The sequence below is a fragment of the Flavobacterium arabinosi genome (genome assembly GCF_048158725.1).
GTDB lineage: Bacteria > Bacteroidota > Bacteroidia > Flavobacteriales > Flavobacteriaceae > Flavobacterium > Flavobacterium arabinosi.
In genome coordinates this window covers 89,043-105,010 of the sequence record NZ_JBLNKX010000010.1, presented here as the reverse complement: position 1 = coordinate 105,010, position 15,968 = coordinate 89,043, and the positions used below count along the sequence as shown (strand labels likewise).

General features: G+C 34.0%; 20 protein-coding genes. 7 read left to right on the top strand and 13 right to left on the bottom strand.

Annotated elements, in window-relative coordinates:
• Window positions 1–186 precede the first annotated feature (186 nt).
• From tpiA to ACM55K_RS16960, 4 genes are all read right to left on the bottom strand, one after another.
• The gene (tpiA, locus tag ACM55K_RS16975; RefSeq protein WP_416851493.1) at window positions 187–939 is read right to left on the bottom strand and encodes a triose-phosphate isomerase; all 753 of its coding nucleotides are present in this window, start codon (window positions 937–939) and stop codon (window positions 187–189) included.
• A 51-nt stretch (window positions 940–990) separates the two neighbouring features.
• Window positions 991–1,485 (bottom strand): TlpA family protein disulfide reductase, encoded by a 495-nt coding sequence (locus ACM55K_RS16970; protein ID WP_416851491.1) that lies wholly within the window; start codon window positions 1,483–1,485, stop codon window positions 991–993.
• Window positions 1,486–1,787: 302 nt separating this feature from the next.
• Window positions 1,788–2,888 carry a BT_3928 family protein gene (locus ACM55K_RS16965; protein ID WP_416851489.1) on the bottom strand — a complete coding sequence of 367 codons (1,101 nt, stop codon included), beginning with the start codon at window positions 2,886–2,888 and terminating at the stop codon, window positions 1,788–1,790.
• A gap of 9 nt (window positions 2,889–2,897) precedes the next feature.
• On the bottom strand, window positions 2,898–3,446 hold the full coding sequence (locus ACM55K_RS16960) for a DUF1599 domain-containing protein (RefSeq protein WP_416851487.1): 549 nt from the start codon (window positions 3,444–3,446) through the stop codon (window positions 2,898–2,900).
• Between the two features lie 87 nt (window positions 3,447–3,533).
• Here ACM55K_RS16960 and folP point away from each other — a divergent pair, with 87 nt between their 5' ends.
• Both folP and ACM55K_RS16950 read left to right on the top strand, forming a co-directional pair.
• On the top strand, window positions 3,534–4,358 hold the full coding sequence (folP, locus tag ACM55K_RS16955) for a dihydropteroate synthase (protein WP_416851486.1): 825 nt from the start codon (window positions 3,534–3,536) through the stop codon (window positions 4,356–4,358).
• A gap of 1 nt (window position 4,359) precedes the next feature.
• On the top strand, window positions 4,360–4,998 hold the full coding sequence (locus ACM55K_RS16950) for a hypothetical protein (protein WP_416851484.1): 639 nt from the start codon (window positions 4,360–4,362) through the stop codon (window positions 4,996–4,998).
• A gap of 151 nt (window positions 4,999–5,149) precedes the next feature.
• On the opposite strand, the gene ACM55K_RS16945 is transcribed toward ACM55K_RS16950, so the two are convergent.
• The 8 genes from ACM55K_RS16945 to ACM55K_RS16910 form a co-directional block, all read right to left on the bottom strand.
• Window positions 5,150–5,656, bottom strand: a complete 507-nt coding sequence (locus ACM55K_RS16945) for a CHRD domain-containing protein (protein ID WP_416851482.1) — start codon at window positions 5,654–5,656, stop codon at window positions 5,150–5,152.
• 443 nt (window positions 5,657–6,099) lie between these two features.
• The gene (locus ACM55K_RS16940) at window positions 6,100–6,588 is read right to left on the bottom strand and encodes a CHRD domain-containing protein (RefSeq protein WP_416851480.1); all 489 of its coding nucleotides are present in this window, start codon (window positions 6,586–6,588) and stop codon (window positions 6,100–6,102) included.
• A gap of 322 nt (window positions 6,589–6,910) precedes the next feature.
• Window positions 6,911–7,384: a 23S rRNA (pseudouridine(1915)-N(3))-methyltransferase RlmH gene (rlmH, locus tag ACM55K_RS16935; protein WP_416851478.1), complete on the bottom strand. Its 474-nt coding sequence runs from the start codon at window positions 7,382–7,384 to the stop codon at window positions 6,911–6,913.
• A 102-nt stretch (window positions 7,385–7,486) separates the two neighbouring features.
• Entirely contained in the window at window positions 7,487–7,915 is a 429-nt protein-coding gene (locus ACM55K_RS16930) for an SRPBCC family protein (protein ID WP_416851477.1), read from the bottom strand.
• Between the two features lie 8 nt (window positions 7,916–7,923).
• Entirely contained in the window at window positions 7,924–8,367 is a 444-nt protein-coding gene (locus tag ACM55K_RS16925) for a VOC family protein (protein WP_416851475.1), read from the bottom strand.
• 68 nt (window positions 8,368–8,435) lie between these two features.
• Window positions 8,436–8,927 carry a VOC family protein gene (locus ACM55K_RS16920; protein ID WP_416851474.1) on the bottom strand — a complete coding sequence of 164 codons (492 nt, stop codon included), beginning with the start codon at window positions 8,925–8,927 and terminating at the stop codon, window positions 8,436–8,438.
• 306 nt (window positions 8,928–9,233) lie between these two features.
• Entirely contained in the window at window positions 9,234–9,704 is a 471-nt protein-coding gene (locus tag ACM55K_RS16915) for an SRPBCC family protein (protein WP_416851473.1), read from the bottom strand.
• Between the two features lie 28 nt (window positions 9,705–9,732).
• Window positions 9,733–10,215 (bottom strand): hypothetical protein, encoded by a 483-nt coding sequence (locus ACM55K_RS16910; RefSeq protein WP_416851472.1) that lies wholly within the window; start codon window positions 10,213–10,215, stop codon window positions 9,733–9,735.
• Window positions 10,216–10,489: 274 nt separating this feature from the next.
• Between ACM55K_RS16910 and nadC the strand changes: the two genes are divergently transcribed.
• The 5 genes from nadC (at window position 10,490) to ACM55K_RS16885 (ending at window position 14,561) form a co-directional block, all read left to right on the top strand.
• The gene (gene nadC / locus ACM55K_RS16905) at window positions 10,490–11,347 is read left to right on the top strand and encodes a carboxylating nicotinate-nucleotide diphosphorylase (protein WP_416851471.1); all 858 of its coding nucleotides are present in this window, start codon (window positions 10,490–10,492) and stop codon (window positions 11,345–11,347) included.
• The gene (locus tag ACM55K_RS16900; protein ID WP_416851470.1) at window positions 11,344–12,255 is read left to right on the top strand and encodes a YihY/virulence factor BrkB family protein; all 912 of its coding nucleotides are present in this window, start codon (window positions 11,344–11,346) and stop codon (window positions 12,253–12,255) included. The genes nadC and ACM55K_RS16900 overlap by 4 nt, the downstream gene beginning before the upstream one ends.
• 219 nt (window positions 12,256–12,474) lie before the next feature.
• Complete coding sequence (locus ACM55K_RS16895; protein WP_416851469.1) at window positions 12,475–13,332, top strand: NAD(P)H-hydrate dehydratase; 858 nt, start codon at window positions 12,475–12,477, stop codon at window positions 13,330–13,332.
• 73 nt (window positions 13,333–13,405) lie between these two features.
• Window positions 13,406–14,200: a HipA family kinase gene (locus ACM55K_RS16890; protein ID WP_416851468.1), complete on the top strand. Its 795-nt coding sequence runs from the start codon at window positions 13,406–13,408 to the stop codon at window positions 14,198–14,200.
• Window positions 14,178–14,561, top strand: coding sequence for a DUF3037 domain-containing protein (locus tag ACM55K_RS16885; RefSeq protein WP_416851467.1), 384 nt, complete (start codon window positions 14,178–14,180; stop codon window positions 14,559–14,561). Before ACM55K_RS16890 ends, ACM55K_RS16885 begins: the two co-directional genes overlap by 23 nt.
• A gap of 62 nt (window positions 14,562–14,623) precedes the next feature.
• Here the strand turns inward: ACM55K_RS16885 and ACM55K_RS16880 are convergent, their stop codons facing one another.
• Entirely contained in the window at window positions 14,624–15,814 is a 1,191-nt protein-coding gene (locus tag ACM55K_RS16880) for a BaiN/RdsA family NAD(P)/FAD-dependent oxidoreductase (RefSeq protein WP_416851466.1), read from the bottom strand.
• Window positions 15,815–15,968 lie beyond the last annotated feature (154 nt).

The following is a 15,968-nucleotide window of genomic DNA, read 5'->3' as shown; positions in this document are numbered from 1 at the left end:
AACAAATTAAAATGAGAACCTATAAAATAAAAAACAGTAGTAAACTGTTGCTTACTACTGTTTAAAAATTGTATTTTTATTTTTATTAATCCTGTATCACTATTTCAGGACTAGACAATTGGATAAAAAGAATCCCCAACTACATTTGTAATTGAGGATTCTATTTGTAAAGTGTAATATGAGTTATTAAATAGCGTTTACAATTGCTACAAAATCATCTGCTTTTAGGGCAGCTCCACCAATAAGACCACCGTCTACGTCAGGTTTAGAGAAAATTTCTTTTGCATTTTCTGGTTTTACACTTCCTCCGTAAAGAATTGAAACATCATCAGCGATGTCGCTTCCAAAAGCTTTACGTACAGTTTCTCTGATGAATTCGTGCATTTCCTGTGCTTGTTCAGGAGAAGCTGTTTCTCCAGTTCCAATTGCCCAAACTGGCTCGTATGCTAAAACAACATTTGCCCAGTCTTTTGCTTCAATCTGAAACAAACCATCACGCAATTGATTTTCAACAATATTGAAATGGTTTTTAGATTGACGGTCTTTCAATTCTTCACCAAAACAGAAAATAACAGTCATGTCATGTTCTAAAGCTGTATTTACTTTACTTGCAATTAAAGCATCAGTCTCATTAAAAATTGCTCTACGCTCTGAATGTCCAAGAATTACGATATTTACACCAACACTTTTAAGCATATCAGCAGAAATTTCGCCTGTAAAAGCACCACTTTCAGCTTGATGTACATTTTGAGCAGCCACATCAATATTTGTAAACTCTAAATGATCAACTGCAGAAGCCAAGTTTACGAAAGTTGGAGCTACAATTACTTGTGCTTTAGTTTCTGTTGGGATTTTTGCAATTAATTCATTCAATAAATCTTCAGTCTGTTCTGCGTTTTTATGCATTTTCCAGTTTCCTGCTACAATCTTCTTTCTCATTTTGTTGTTTTTTATTTTAGTTAGGTAGTTTTTTTGAAATGAATACGGCTATTATTTCAGTTTTTTTAAAGTTTCATTTATTAAGTCAAAATCAGTTTCTATCGCACGATATAAAACTATTTTTCCTGTTTTGTCAATGATAATGTATCTTGGAATCCAATCCAAATCAATTGCTTTTCCAAAAACACCTTTCATTTGGTCATTTGCCATGAAATGGTTTCCTTTTAATTCGTGTTTTTCAATCCCAACTTTCCATTTATCGGCAGCTTTGTCCATAGAAATAAAGACATAGGCCACATCAGGATTAGTAGCCTGTAATTCTTTAATTTTCGGCATTGCTTTTACACAATCTCCGCACCATGAAGCCCAAACTTCAATTACCAAAGTTTTGCCTTTGTATTTTTTTAAAATATTCTTAAAAGCAACTTGGCTTCCATCAGTTGACAATAATGTTTCTGATAACGCTTCTTTTGAAAATGCTGTTTTTTGAGCTTGCGTACAAGAAAATGTAACGAAAGCGATGAATAAAACGAATATTTTTTTCATTTTTAATAATTTGGAACAAAGTTAAACAAACAATTTGATTGGGGAATAGAGATTGACGAATTTTGAATAGTTAACGGTTATGTCACAAAAAATGATTTTTTTATAATGTTAAAAGTAGTGAAATCGTAATAGTTCGCTGTTAAATAGAGTGTTTGTTGAAATAAATTAAAAGTAGGAAATTCAAAACGAACCAATTTATTAGTTTTGAGACCAGATTTATATGGATATTTAAAATAGTTAAAGGTTTAAAATTACCTTTTTCAGTAACTTTAAACCTTTAAAATAAAATATTAAACTTTTATTTAGAGCTTCAAATTTGCAATATCATTATAATGTACTTTTTGTAAAATGGTTCCTTTTTCAAGGATTACAATGCTAGGATTAGCTCTTTCGATCGTTTTTAAAGCTGTAGCATCGCAGAAATAAAAATCGAATGTCATTCCGAATTCCTTTTTTGATTTGGCAATTTCTTCCGGTGAAGAAGCTGTCATTCCTATTACTTTATATCCTTTTGCTTTAGCTTCCTGATTCAATTTTTCCAATTTAATTAAACCTGCTTTATCTGCATGAACTAAATCATAAGCAACAATCATGACTAATTTTGGCTCATTTAAGAACTCCTCTTTATAATCAGATCCTTCTTTTTCCATAGCAAAATCATGAATAGGAGGGACGTAACCTTCTGTAATTACTTTGTCTTTTCTGTCTACAAAAGTGGCTCCTTCAGGTAGCGCCATTAAATCTTTTTCACTAAATTCTTTGTCGACACCATTTACTTTATAAATGAAAACCATTTCGACTACACTTTTTGGTGCATTATCAGGAATTCTCATTCCTTTTTGGATATTGGTTCCTACTTTATACGGACGAAAATCGATTATAGGTAAATGATTGATAACCCAATAGCCCATAAAAGCACATAGAGCGATACTTGCAAAAGCCAATATATTTTGAACTGTATTTCCAAATAAAGGTTTCACCAATTTTCTATTGAAAAACAGAATCAGAATAAAAAATAATAAAACGACATCTTTAGTAAAGGATTGCCACGGAGTAATATGCAAGGCATCGCCAAAACAACCACAGTCTCTGACAACATCAAAATAGGCAGAATAAAAGGTAAGGAAAGTGAAAAACACAATCAATAACAACAAACTGTTAATCGTAAATTTTGATTTGTAGCCAATGAGCAACATAACACCCAGAACAACTTCAAGAATAACCAAAAACAAAGCAATCGCTAATGCAAATGGCACTAAAAAAGGCATGTTGAAAACGGGCTCGCCAAAATACTCCGCCAGTTTATAAGAAAAACCAATTGGGTCGTTCAGCTTTATTAATCCCGAAATGATAAATAATATTCCAACGAAAATTCGGGAGAATTGAGTAATTATATTTTTCATAGTTATATTTTAATTTTTATTTCCAAAACCCATTAAAATCAATGCAAAAATCGAATAATTAATCATATCCTGATAATTGGCATCAATGCCTTCAGAAACCAATGTTTTTCCTTTATTGTCTTCTATCTGCTTGACACGAAGCAGTTTTTGCAAAATCAAGTCCGTTAGTGAACTCACACGCATGTCGCGCCAAGCTTCCCCGTAATCATGATTTTTAGCTTCCATTAAATCTTTGGTCAGTTTAACTTTGGCATCGTATAATTCGGTTGCTCTTGAAACCTCTAAATCGGGTTGCTCAACAACGCCTAATTCCAATTGGATTAGTGCCATGATGGAATAATTGATAATCCCGATGAATTCACCCGTTTCATCTTCGTCAATTTTACGAACTTCATTTTCTTGTAAACTTCTTATTCTTTGGGCTTTAATGTAGATTTGGTCAGTCAATGATGGCAATCTTAAAATACGCCATGCACATCCATAATCTTTCATTTTGTTGATAAACAGCGAACGACAAAGCGCAATCACAGTATCATATTCCTTTGAAGTATTCTTCATTATTGGTGTATATTTGTCTAAAATTTTTTCAAAAATAGCATATTTTTTTTGAATGTAGAATTTTGAAGTCTTTAAAACTGTAAACAAATGACTATTAACTGCAAAGGGCAACTCATCGACTTATCAACTCCCAAAGTAATGGGTATTTTGAATGTTACACCCAACTCTTTTTTTGATGGTGGAAAGTACAAAAATGATAACGAAATACTTTCTCGGGTTGAAAAAATGCTTATTGACGGAGCTACTTTCATTGATTTAGGCGCTTATTCCAGTAAGCCCAGTGCCGAATTTGTTTCGGAACAAGAAGAAATTTCAAGAATTGTCCCTGCCATTAATTTGATTCTAAAAAGTTTTCCGGAAACGTTTATTTCGATTGACACTTTTAGAAGCGAAGTGGCAAAGGTTTCCATCGAAAGCGGCGCAGCCATCATCAACGATATTGCTGCAGGAAATCTGGATAAAAAAATGTTTGAGATAATTGCAAAATACAATGTTCCTTATATTATGATGCACATGCGAGGAAATCCTCAGACGATGCAAACACTCACAATTTATGACGATATTGTAAAAGAAATGGTATTCTATTTTTCGGAACGAATTGCCAAAGCAAGAAGTTTTGGAATCAATGATTTAATTATTGATCCTGGTTTTGGCTTTGCCAAAACACTGGAACAAAATTACGAAGTCTTTCAAAAAATGGAATTATTTAGCCTATTAGAATTACCGATGCTGATAGGAATTTCCAGAAAGTCAATGATTTATAAAACGCTGAACTCTAATGCAGAACAGGCTTTAAACGGAACCACGGTTTTAAATACTTTAGCATTGACTAAAGGAGCAAAAATCCTTCGTGTTCATGATGTAAAAGAAGCGATGGAATGTGTTTCCCTATTTAATAAAATCAATCTGTAACATGAAATATTTTAGTCTGATTATCCTTTGTTTCTTTTTTTCTTGCGGGAATAAAGAAGATATTTTATTGCCAAAAGCCAATGTAACTATTGTGAAAAATGTAGAAGATCATTCGCCAATCTATATTTTTTTTAGAATAAAAGGAAAAGATACTTTGGCAGAGGTAAATAGAAAAAACAGTATAATTTCTACCAATTGGATTTTCAATATTGACAAGCGTTTGCCTTTGCGATTGGTAATTCCTGGAGTAATGAAACTGCAGCAAAAAAAGCGTGAAGAAAAGGCTCATAAAAATGAATTAGCACAAAATTATTATTCGTATGCCGATACTATTGGTAAAAACTTAGCCTTTGTTCCTTTTACAAATGTGTATTACAAATTAGAAAAACCGAAGTCAGGAATTGTTGTCTTTTTTACCAAAAACAATGAGATTTTAGTTGATAATGTAGCTGTAAAAAGAGAAGAATTAGAAGAGTATTTAAATAAATTACCAAGCCATAAACCTAATAAATATGTATTTTGTTTTGGCAAAGACTTAAATTTTGGAAATTACCTACAACATAAAATTTTCATTCAAAGTTTAAAACTTATAAAATCAAAACTGGAATTAGTTATGGTTAATACGGAGTTTATTTACTAGAAGAAAACAATATTATTTGGTCCTTAAAAAAGGCTAAAAGAACAACAAAAGCTCATTTTACTGATTTTATTGTTGGTTGAATATTTTAAAAACTAAAGGCTTTCTTTTGCAAAAAGAAAGCCTTTAGTTTTATAAGTTAAAAAATTACGGTTTAATAATCCCAACATCCTTCGCATGCAAGATTGTCAAATTGGCCTCTTATCTCTCCACCGGGAAATGCCGTAGTATGTAAGTTTACATAATAACGACCTTCTTTAAGATCTGCTTCCTGTGCCGTAGTTAATGGAGGACTTGTGTAAGTTATTGGTGAGGTTAAACCAGTAAGAGCAAAGACAATCGGTCCAGCAACTCCTGTAGTCCCTACATGAATATGTCCTTCAGTGGGAGTCAGACCATTGTATGTTACTGTTAATGAAAATATTTTTGTAGTTGTATTAAACGCAAGCACTGCACTGCCAGTGGCTGTAGAAGTATTAGAAGGTACTTCGCTTGCACCATTTAAAGTAGCATTAAAGATTGCTGTAAATGGAACAGGAACAGGATCAAGAACTTTGACAGGATCAAGAACAAGTAGAGGAGCAGGAGTATCAACATTATCGCATGAAACTAAACCTGATAAAATGATGAAAATAGCTAAAAATCGAATAGAACGTTTCATGATAAAATATTTAAAAGGTTAAAAAATTGAAACACATACTATTAAAAAAGCTATGTAATTTCGTAACGTTTTTATATTTAATTAGGTTTAGAAGAAAACCTTGCGATTAGAAACTATAAAATTAAATTTTTAAAACCAAAAACTCATCAATTATAAGTTAAAAACTTGATTTTCAATATTTTATTTGTTAAAAAAAAAATAATTAGGTAAAAAGTATTTAAATAAATTACCAACTTCAAAAATCAGAACTGGAACTAGTTATGGTTAATTCAGATTTTGTCCACTGGCAGAAAACAATTTTATCTGATACTTAAAAAAGATTAAAAGAATCATTAAAAGCATAATTCTACTGATTTTATTGTTGATACTATGATTTTAAAAATGAAGAAGGCTTTCTTTTTACGAAAGAAAGCCTTTAGTTTTATAAGGTGAGAAATTGTTATTTAATAACCGCCTCCACCGCCACCTCCGCCACCGGTACCTGCTGGATTAGTTGTGATAAGTTGTCCTCTTATTTCTCCAGTAGGAAATGCAGTAGTATGTAAGTTTACATAATAAAGATTGGCAATAAGATCCGCTTCTTGAGTTGTATTCAAAACTGGACTTGTGTAAGTTATTGGAGAGACTAAACTAGTAAGAGGAAAGATTATATTATTGGCTGGAGCTGCTCCTACTGCACCTCTATGAATATGTCCAGCAGTGGGAGTTAAACCGCTATATGTCACTGTTAATGTGAATATTTTTGTAGTTTTATTAAATTTAAGCACGGCAGCTCCAGTAGCTGTAGAAGCATTAGGAGGTACTTCGCTTGTACCATTTAAAGTCGCATTAAAAGTTACTATAACTGGTGATGGAGTAGAATCATTATCATCGCAAGAAAATAAACCTGATAAAATGATAATAGTGACTAAAAATCTAATGGAACGTTTCATAGTAAAATTTTTTAAAGATTAGTAAAATAAAATAATGCATTTAAAAAAAATATGTAATTCTAGTAAAGTTTCTATTTAATAGGCTTTTAGTGTAGCACACTGTAATGCAATTATAAAATTAACCTTTTAAGATTAAAACGCAAATAAATATATGTTAAAATATTTATTTACAATTGTTTATGTTTATTTACAAAAAAAAATAGATTAATATTTTATCTTTAATTTTTTTAGATAGGATGATATATTTACCTGTTTTTGGAAAAGGTAAATACAAAAAATGTTGTTTTTAAATTGAAAACGGCGATTGAAAACATAAAGCTTTTTACTGATGATGATAGGGTTCATTCCTCAAAATTGTAAAACCGCGATACAATTGCTCTATAAAAAATAACCGAACCATTTGGTGTGAAAAAGTCATTAGCGAAAGCGAAATTTTCCCTTGTGCTTTTTCATACACCGTTTCCGAAAATCCATAAGGACCACCAATTACAAAAACCAAAGTCTTAACGCCTGAGTTCATTTTTTTTTGTAGTTCTTCTGAAAAACCAACACTGGAAAAGTTTTTTCCATTTTCGTCCAATAAAATGAGTTGGTCAGTTGGTGTTATTTTTGCCAAAATCAATTCGCCTTCTTTCTCTTTCTGCTGACTTTCGGACAGGTTTTTTACGTTTTTGATATCAGGGATAATATCCAGATCAAATTTGATATAAAAAGACAAACGCTTGGTGTAATCGTCTATCAAAGATTGTAAAGCTTTGTTATCAGTTTTGCCAATAGCAATAAGTTTAATGTTCATTTTGTGGAATTTCAGAGGCGCAAAGATAGAAAATTGATATTGCATTTGATGAACAAAAAAAGCCCATGTAAATGGACTTTCTAGCGCTAGTTCTTGATTTTTTTACAATTTTGATTCGGTGTATTCTTTGAAATTATTCAATATAGATTGCCAACCCGATTCTTGCATGGCTATTGGGTTTTCATTTTCGGCTTCAAAGACTTCAATAATTTTGGTCTTATCATCAGCATCAGAAAAACTAATTTTTACTTTTCTATTGTCATCAGCGGTATATTCAATCAGTTCATTTCGTTTTATAGTGTCATAAGTTCCACTGAAGTCAAACCCCATACTGCCGTCTTTAGCTTCCATTCTTGAAACAAATTTACCTCCAACTTTCAAATCATTTTCAGCTCTGGTTGTGTGCCAGTCATCAGAAGCATTGTTCCATTTTACAATATCTTCAGGATTTGTCCACTTATCCCAAACGGTTTCTATTGGTGCATTAACTACAGTTTCTACTGTTATCAATGTTTTATCATTATTTTCCATTTCTTAAATTATTCTGTTTTTTCAACACAGTTAAACATCCATTGAACACCAAATTTATCGGTGCAGCTTCCGTAATAGGCACCCCAGAACATGATTTGAAGTTCCATAGTTATTGTTCCTTCAGCGGCTAATGCAACAAATAATCTTTTCGTTTCAGCTTTTGTGTCTGGTTCCAAATTGATATAAAAGTTATTTCCGAAATTTACTTTAAATCCCATTGATTCAGGAGCGTCAGTTGCCATCAAAATATGTCCGCCAACAATTGGCAATTCGATGTGCATGATTAGATTTTTATCATTTTCATCAATTGGAGGCATTCCTTCTGTTGGTGGAATGTCTTTGAATCGCGCTATTCCGCCACCGCTAAATTCTCCTCCAAATACAGATTTATAAAAATTAAACGCTTCCTCCGTGTTGCGAGGGAAATTGAGATACGTGCTTACTCGTGCCATTTTATTTGTTTTTAAATTATATGATAATTTCTTTGTTTTACTTTTTATTAAGGTTTCATTCTAATGTTCTAGCCATTATAGGCTGTTTCTAGCTTTTCAATATCAATTTTTACCATTTGCATGATCGCCTGCATCACTCGGTTTGATTTTTCATTATCATCGCTTTGCATCATTTCGGCTAATGCAACAGGCACGATTTGCCAAGAAACTCCAAATTTATCTTTTAGCCAACCACATTGTTGAATTTGTCCGCCTTCAGAAAGTTTTTCCCAAAACGTATCAATCTCTGGTTGGTTTTCACAATTAACAATGAATGAAATGGCTTCTGAAAAAGTAAATAACGGTCCGCCATTCAAAGCGAGGAAATCTTCTCCGTCTAATTGAAAGGGAATCGTTAAAACAGTTCCTTCTGGCAAGGGTGCATTTTTCCCGTAATGTGTTGCTTTTCCAATTGTTGAATTTTTAAAAATGGAAGCATAAAAAGTTACTGCTTCATCTGCATTATCATTAAACCATAAACAGGGTGTAATTTTTTGGGTAATTATTTTTTTATTTTCCATAAAATAGTTTTTATTTATATTGGACTTAAAATTACAAAATAGGAAAAAAAATGAGATTAAATCATTTGAAATTAAGCAAATATTTTGGGATATTAAAAGTACAAAATTAGTTGAAAATAAAAAGTTAATCTAAAAGTGATTTGTGTTAATTAATTGTAAATCAGTTGTTTTGTGATTGTATGTTAATAAAAAAAAGCTACTCGACATCCGTTTATCAGAATGTTTGAGGAGCTTTTTTTAAGATTTTCTTCGTGTTTTGTTAGAAGATAGCGGTAGTTATTCTTTGTGCTATGCACCATTTATTATTTATTCATTAAGTTCCTTTGGGAATCGGTCTGAAATTAAATTTAGCTCAATATTGTGTTCCAAATAGGCTTTTAATCCCGCTAAAACTAATGTAAATCCTTCTGTTGAATCGCGTAGTTGTGCAATGATTTTTTCTGTATCACCCTGAAATCCTGTATTGACAATGCTTACAAAAGTTCCCGCTTCGCCTAGATTTTTAAATATCCATTCCACAGTAGTGATTTTATCATAGTTTCCCCATTCCATTACTATTTTTTTATTCAGTTCTATCGTTTTGGTCCTAACCGAAATAGAGTGGTTGTACATTTCCCAAGTCCACTGTGTTTCTTTTCCTTCTTCAAGTTTTCCTGAACTTTTAGTAAACCAAAATTTAGTCGTAATTTCTGGATTTATAAATGCCTGAAAAACGTCTTCGATGGGTTTTCTAATTAGCATTTCTGCTTTTGCATAGTACTTAGTTTTTTCAGTCATCTTTCATGTTTTTTGGCCTTATTTTAAATTATGATTTTGGCAACGGTGCTCCAACAGCAATATCACATCTGTGGTTTGTTTGACCGTGTGGTGGGTTCATTCCCTCAGGAGTAGGCGTTGTTACTGTTGGTGTTGTAGCAGCTGGACTAGTAGAAACCGACTGATTTTGTGGGGAAGTTATTTGCTGTGTTTCGGGAGTATTTTTAGCTGAAGCTACAGGAGAATTTAATGGAGCTCCAACAGGAATATCGCAACGATGACCAGGTTGACCGTGTGCTGGATTTATTCCTTTGGCAACAGGAATAGGAGTTGTCGAAGCTTGATTTTGATCGACCGCATTAGTATTTTGCTGTTCTTGAGAAGGTATTGAAGCTTGACTACGCATTTGTTTACCAACTTCAGTAAAGGGAACTATGTTTGCTGGACTAGTACTATTTTGAAGTTCGATTTCTTTTTTGCAAGAAATCAATAGTATTGAGGATACAAAAAGAAGGCTTAAAAAAGATTTCATAGTCAGTTTTTTTTTGTTACTAAACTCAAATATAGGATTTTAATACTATAAACCAAAATAAAATATCTGATTTAAATGGTTTCAATCTCTTGATAGTTAAATGTTAATGTTCAGAATTTCTAGCTCAACATTCTATTACAGTCTCAGTCTTTCAGACTACACAATACTTTATTGAAAACAGATTAATTTGTTTCTTTTCTTAAGAACAAAGCGCACATATTTTTAAATCCACAAAATAAATCTTACTTTAGCATTCCAATAAATTTCCTATAAAATGATTAGCGAAGCACAGTTCAAAAACGAGTTACAAATACTGATAAAAAACGCCATTCGGGAAGATATTGGCCCTGGTGATTACAGCTCTTTGGCTTGTATTCCTACAACGGCAACCGGAAAAGCGAAGTTGCTTGTAAAAGAAGATGGTATTATTGCCGGTGTAGCTTTCGCCAAAATGGTTTTCGAGTATGTAGATTTTAATTTGCAAATAGATACATTTATTCAGGACGGAACTCCAGTAAAAAAGGGGGATGTTGTTTTTCATGTTTCGGGAAGTTCACAATCCATCTTAAAATCGGAACGGGTAGTTTTAAATTCGATGCAAAGAATGTCTGCAATTGCTACTAAAACCAAAGAATATGTTCAGCTTCTGGAAGGAACGGGAACTAAAATCCTTGACACGCGTAAAACAACACCCGGTTTCAGAGCTTGTGAGAAATGGGCAGTGAAAATTGGCGGAGGCGAAAACCACCGTTTTGCTTTGTATGACATGATTATGCTCAAGGACAATCACAATGATTTTGCAGGCGGAATTACTTTGGCCATAGCCAAAACTAAAACCTATCTCAAAGAAAATAATCTGGATCTAAAAATCATTGTCGAAGCTAGGAACTTGGATGAAATCAAAGAAATATTAGAAAGCGAAGGCGTTTATAGAATTTTGATAGACAACTTCAATTATGAAGATACCCGAAAAGCAGTCGCTTTGATAGGAGATAAATGCCAAACCGAATCTTCAGGGAATATCAATGAAGAAACAATTGGTCTTTATGCGGAATGTGGTGTAGATTATATTTCGTCCGGAGCCTTAACGCATTCTGTCTATAATATGGATTTGAGCTTAAAAGCAATATGAGTAAAGAAATAGAACAGAGACTAGAAAAAATTCCCGTAATACGGAATCTTGCCCGTGGGTTAAAAAAGATAAAACTCCCATGGTTACAGGGATTATCGTTGTATGATCTTTTGGAATTGTACGGATTAGGAATTGTCGAAAGCGCCTTGACTTATCATGCAAGTGCGATTGCATTTAGTTTCTTTATGGCATTATTTCCCTTTGCGCTGTTCATATTAAATCTTATTCCATACATTCCAATTTTAGGTTTTCAAGATGATTTTCTTCAATTTGTGAGGGAAGGAGTACCTCCAAATACCTATGAAGCTATTTATAAAATCATCAATGATATTCTCAATAACAGTCATTCCGGATTATTGTCTTCGGGTTTTATATTGTCTATTTTCTTGATGGCAAATGGACTGAATGGAATTTTGGGCGGCTTTGAATCCTCGCGTCATGTCCTCATCAAAAGAGGATTTGTGCACCAATACATTGTCGCTTTAGGCATGTCATTATTACTGTCATTACTTTTGATAGTAACCGTAGCAATAATAGTAATTTTTGAGGTATTTATTCAAAAAACCGTATTTAACGATCAGGTTCAATTGATCATTTTAGGAAGATATGTATTTATAATTTTAATGCTTTTGATGACAACCTCGATACTTTTCAAGTTTGGCACAAAACACGACAAAAACAGGGCTTTTATCTCGATAGGCTCCGTATTTACTACAATATTGATTCTTTTGGATTCGTATGTTTTTGGTATTTGGGTAGTACGATTCTCAAAATACAATGAATTATATGGCTCTATTGGAACCTTATTAATACTGATGTTTTACATTTGGATCAACTGTATGATATTACTGCTGGGTTTTGAATTGAATGCTTCAGTAAATAAATTAAAAATAAAAAAAGAAGCCTAGTTTTCAGGAGCTATTTACTTAGTCAGTTCGCTTCGCTCGTGTCCTAACTTTAATCTTTTATCAGCCGAAAAGGCGTGTAAAAGGATTTCCGTTGCAAACCAAGTTCACTGAACTCCAATTAAAATAAAAGAAAAGTGAAGTAATCAGGGCTAGGGAATTTGGGTTACAATTAACGAATCTGTTTCATTTTAAATATGTATTTTTAGACAAACAAATTCCATGATGAATCCAATTTACATCCACCAAAAAGAAATTCTAAAACGGTATAAACAACCTGATCAGTACACCCACAAAGGAATTCAGGGGCATGCGATTATAATTGGTGGAAGTTATGGAAAAATGGGAGCCGTTTGTCTTTCCTCCAAAGCTTGCTTGAAAACCGGCTGTGGATTAGTCACGGTTTTTATACCAAAATGTGGCTACGATATTCTTCAAATCGCCATTCCAGAAGTCATGGTTATAACAGACAATCAGGAAAAATTCATCTCCAATATCATTTTTGATATCACACCACAAGCCATAGGAATAGGACCGGGTTTAGGTCTGGAAATCGAAACGCAACAAGCTGTTTATAAATTGCTACAAACGAATAAAATCCCTTTGGTAATCGATGCAGATGCGTTGAATATTTTATCCAAAAACAAAGAATGGCTTCCTTTATTACAACCCAAAACCATCATCTCGCCACATCCCAAAGAATTGGAACGCTTAATAGGAAAATGGAATTCCGATGCTGAAAAACTCGAAAAATCAATCACTTTTTCGAAAGAGTATAACCTGATTATTGTGATGAAAGGCGCACCAACCCGAATCATCGATGGAGATACAATCTACGGAAACACTACAGGAAATGCAGCTTTGGCTACTGCAGGAACCGGAGATGTTTTGACGGGAATGATTACCAGTTTATTGGCACAATCCTATGAACCAATAAACGCTGCAATACTTGGCGTTTATCTGCACGGACTAACTGCTGATATTGCGCTACCCGAAACCGGTTATCAATCCTTTATTGCTTCTGATGTTATTACAAATATTGGAAAAGCCTTTTTGAGTCTGGAAAATTTGAGTAAATAGTGCTTATAAATGAATTTTATCCCACTTATTTGTAAGTTTGTACCTAAGCAAAATAGCTTTATCCAATTTGATTATGGAAAAAATACCCCATCTTAGAACCGTAAATGTTACGCGATACATCACTCCGTTGCGGGAAGGCGGTTCTTTACCTGCGCTTGCTGAAGCCGATGATGATTTTAAATATGTATTGAAATTCAAAGGTGCCGGTCATGGCGTAAAAGCCTTAATTGCCGAATTAATAGGCGGAGAAATAGCCCGTGTTTTAAATCTAAAAATGCCGGAACTCGTTTATGCAAATCTCGACGAAGCTTTTGGTCGCTCAGAAGGCGATGAAGAAATTCAGGATTTGCTTCAAGGAAGTCAGGGACTTAATTTGGCTTTGCATTATTTATCGGGAGCTATAAATTTTGATCCTGTTGTGACGGTGGTTGATGCAAAATTAGCTTCCCAAATTGTTTGGCTGGATGCTTTTATTACCAATGTAGACCGAACCTTCAGAAACACCAACATGTTGATTTGGCACAAAGAATTATGGCTGATTGATCACGGTGCAAGTCTTTATTTTCACCATTCGTGGACCAATTGGAAAACGTATGTACAAAGTCCTTTTGCACTAATAAAAGACCATGTATTGTTGCCGCAAGCTTCTCTGTTGAAAGAAACAGACGTGATATTCAAAAAAATACTAAGTAACGAAGTGCTGCAATCCATTGTCAATCTTATTCCAACGGAGTGGCTGCAATGGGAAGATTCGGATGAAACTCCCGAAGCGATTCGGGAAGTCTATTTCCAGTTTTTATCCATACGCTTAAACCATTCTGAAATTTTTATAAATGAAGCCCAAAATGCACGAGAAACACTTATATGAGTATGCCGTAATCCGGGTTGTACCAAGGGTAGAACGCGAAGAATTCCTCAATGTGGGTATTATTCTATTTTGTAAAAAAGCCAAGTTTATAAAAGTACTCTGTTCGTTTAACGAAGTGAAGCTTCAATTGTTTTCAGCCGATTTAGATTTAGAACAATTGCATTTAAACTTACAGGCATTCGAGAAAGTGGGACATGGGGAAAAATCGGGTGGACCAATAGCACAATTCGACATTCCATCCCGTTTTCGTTGGTTGACAGCTCTTCGGAGTTCGGCGATTCAGACTTCAAGACCGCATCCGGGATTGTGTGATGATTTGGAACAAACCGCCCAACGCTTGTTTGAGGAAATGGTATTGTAGTGAATTTATTGTGCTTTGATAAAAATATTTTTTTGAATTCAGCTAATTAAGTTTCAAAAAAATTAAGGAATACTATTCAGATGGCGCGCAAGATGCATGCCCATGCTAAAGCAAGCTTGAAGGAGATAGCCACCTGTGGGTGCGTCCCAGTCCAACATTTCACCAATGCAATAGTGATGTTTCATCTCTTTCAATTGGAAGTTTTTATCCACGGCATTCAATTGAATACCTCCAGTTGTGGATATTGCATCGTTCAATAAGGAAGAACCTGTAATTTCGATATGCAGTTTTTTGATGTTTTGTGCCAATAGTTCTGGATTCAGGTAGGTTTCTTTTGACAGGTATTTTTTCAAAAGCCCAATCTGCGCAGGACTCAATTTAACCTCTTTTTGTAATTTTTCGCTCGTCTTTTTTAAGGTTGATTTATTGATCTTTTGATGCAAATCCTCATAACTTAATGCTGGTTTTAGGTCCAGAAAAATAATGGCCTTTTGTTGGCTTTCAAGCTGCTCCCGAATTTGTGGACTGAGCGCATAAATAGCATTGCCTTCTAAACCGAAACGCGTGATTACCGCTTCGCCTTTTTGAGTTTTATTCAAGCAGCTAATGGCTATATTTTTAAGCGGACTGCCTTCATGTTCCATAATAAAATCTTCCGGCCAGGGAATACGATACGCACAATTAGAAGATTGAAATGGAACGACAGCTATACCTTGTGTTTTGAATAAATCAAGCCAAGTACCATCAGAACCGGTTACTTTCCAACTGCCTCCGCCGAGTGCAAAAATGGTATAATCAGATTGTATTTCTGTATCAGTATTGAAAACAAGAGTATCGTTGTTAGTCCAACCCGTCCAGTTGTGTTCGTATTGTATGCCAACCCCTTGTTTATCGAGAACTTTTAGGATTGCGTTGAGTACTGTTATAGGTTTAATGCCGCTTTCAGGATAGACGCGTTTGCTACTGCCTATGTATGTTGGAATGCCAATGCTATCAATCCAATTTCGGAAATCGTGATTGTCAAAATCAAGGAGTGCTTTTTCTAGAAAATGGGATGGCGTATACCGCGCTATGAGTTCATCAACAGGTTCCGAATGGGTGAGGTTAAATCCTCCTTTTCCGGCCACCAGAAATTTTCTCCCCAGCGTTTTGTTTTTCTCGTAGATGGTAACGGTAAATTTCTTGCAATCGAGTAATGCAGCGAGCAAAAGTGCTGCAGGTCCTCCTCCAATAATTGAAACTGATTTCTTCACGCTACAAAAATACGGTTTGTTTTACCGATTAACCCTGATATGGATTTTTATATTAGCTATTGTTTGGGCGTAACCCCAAAGCAGAAAATCCCGGTTTCAATTTACATACCTGCAGCTTTGGGGTCGGGCTTTTGGCTCTATCTTTATTTTTTTA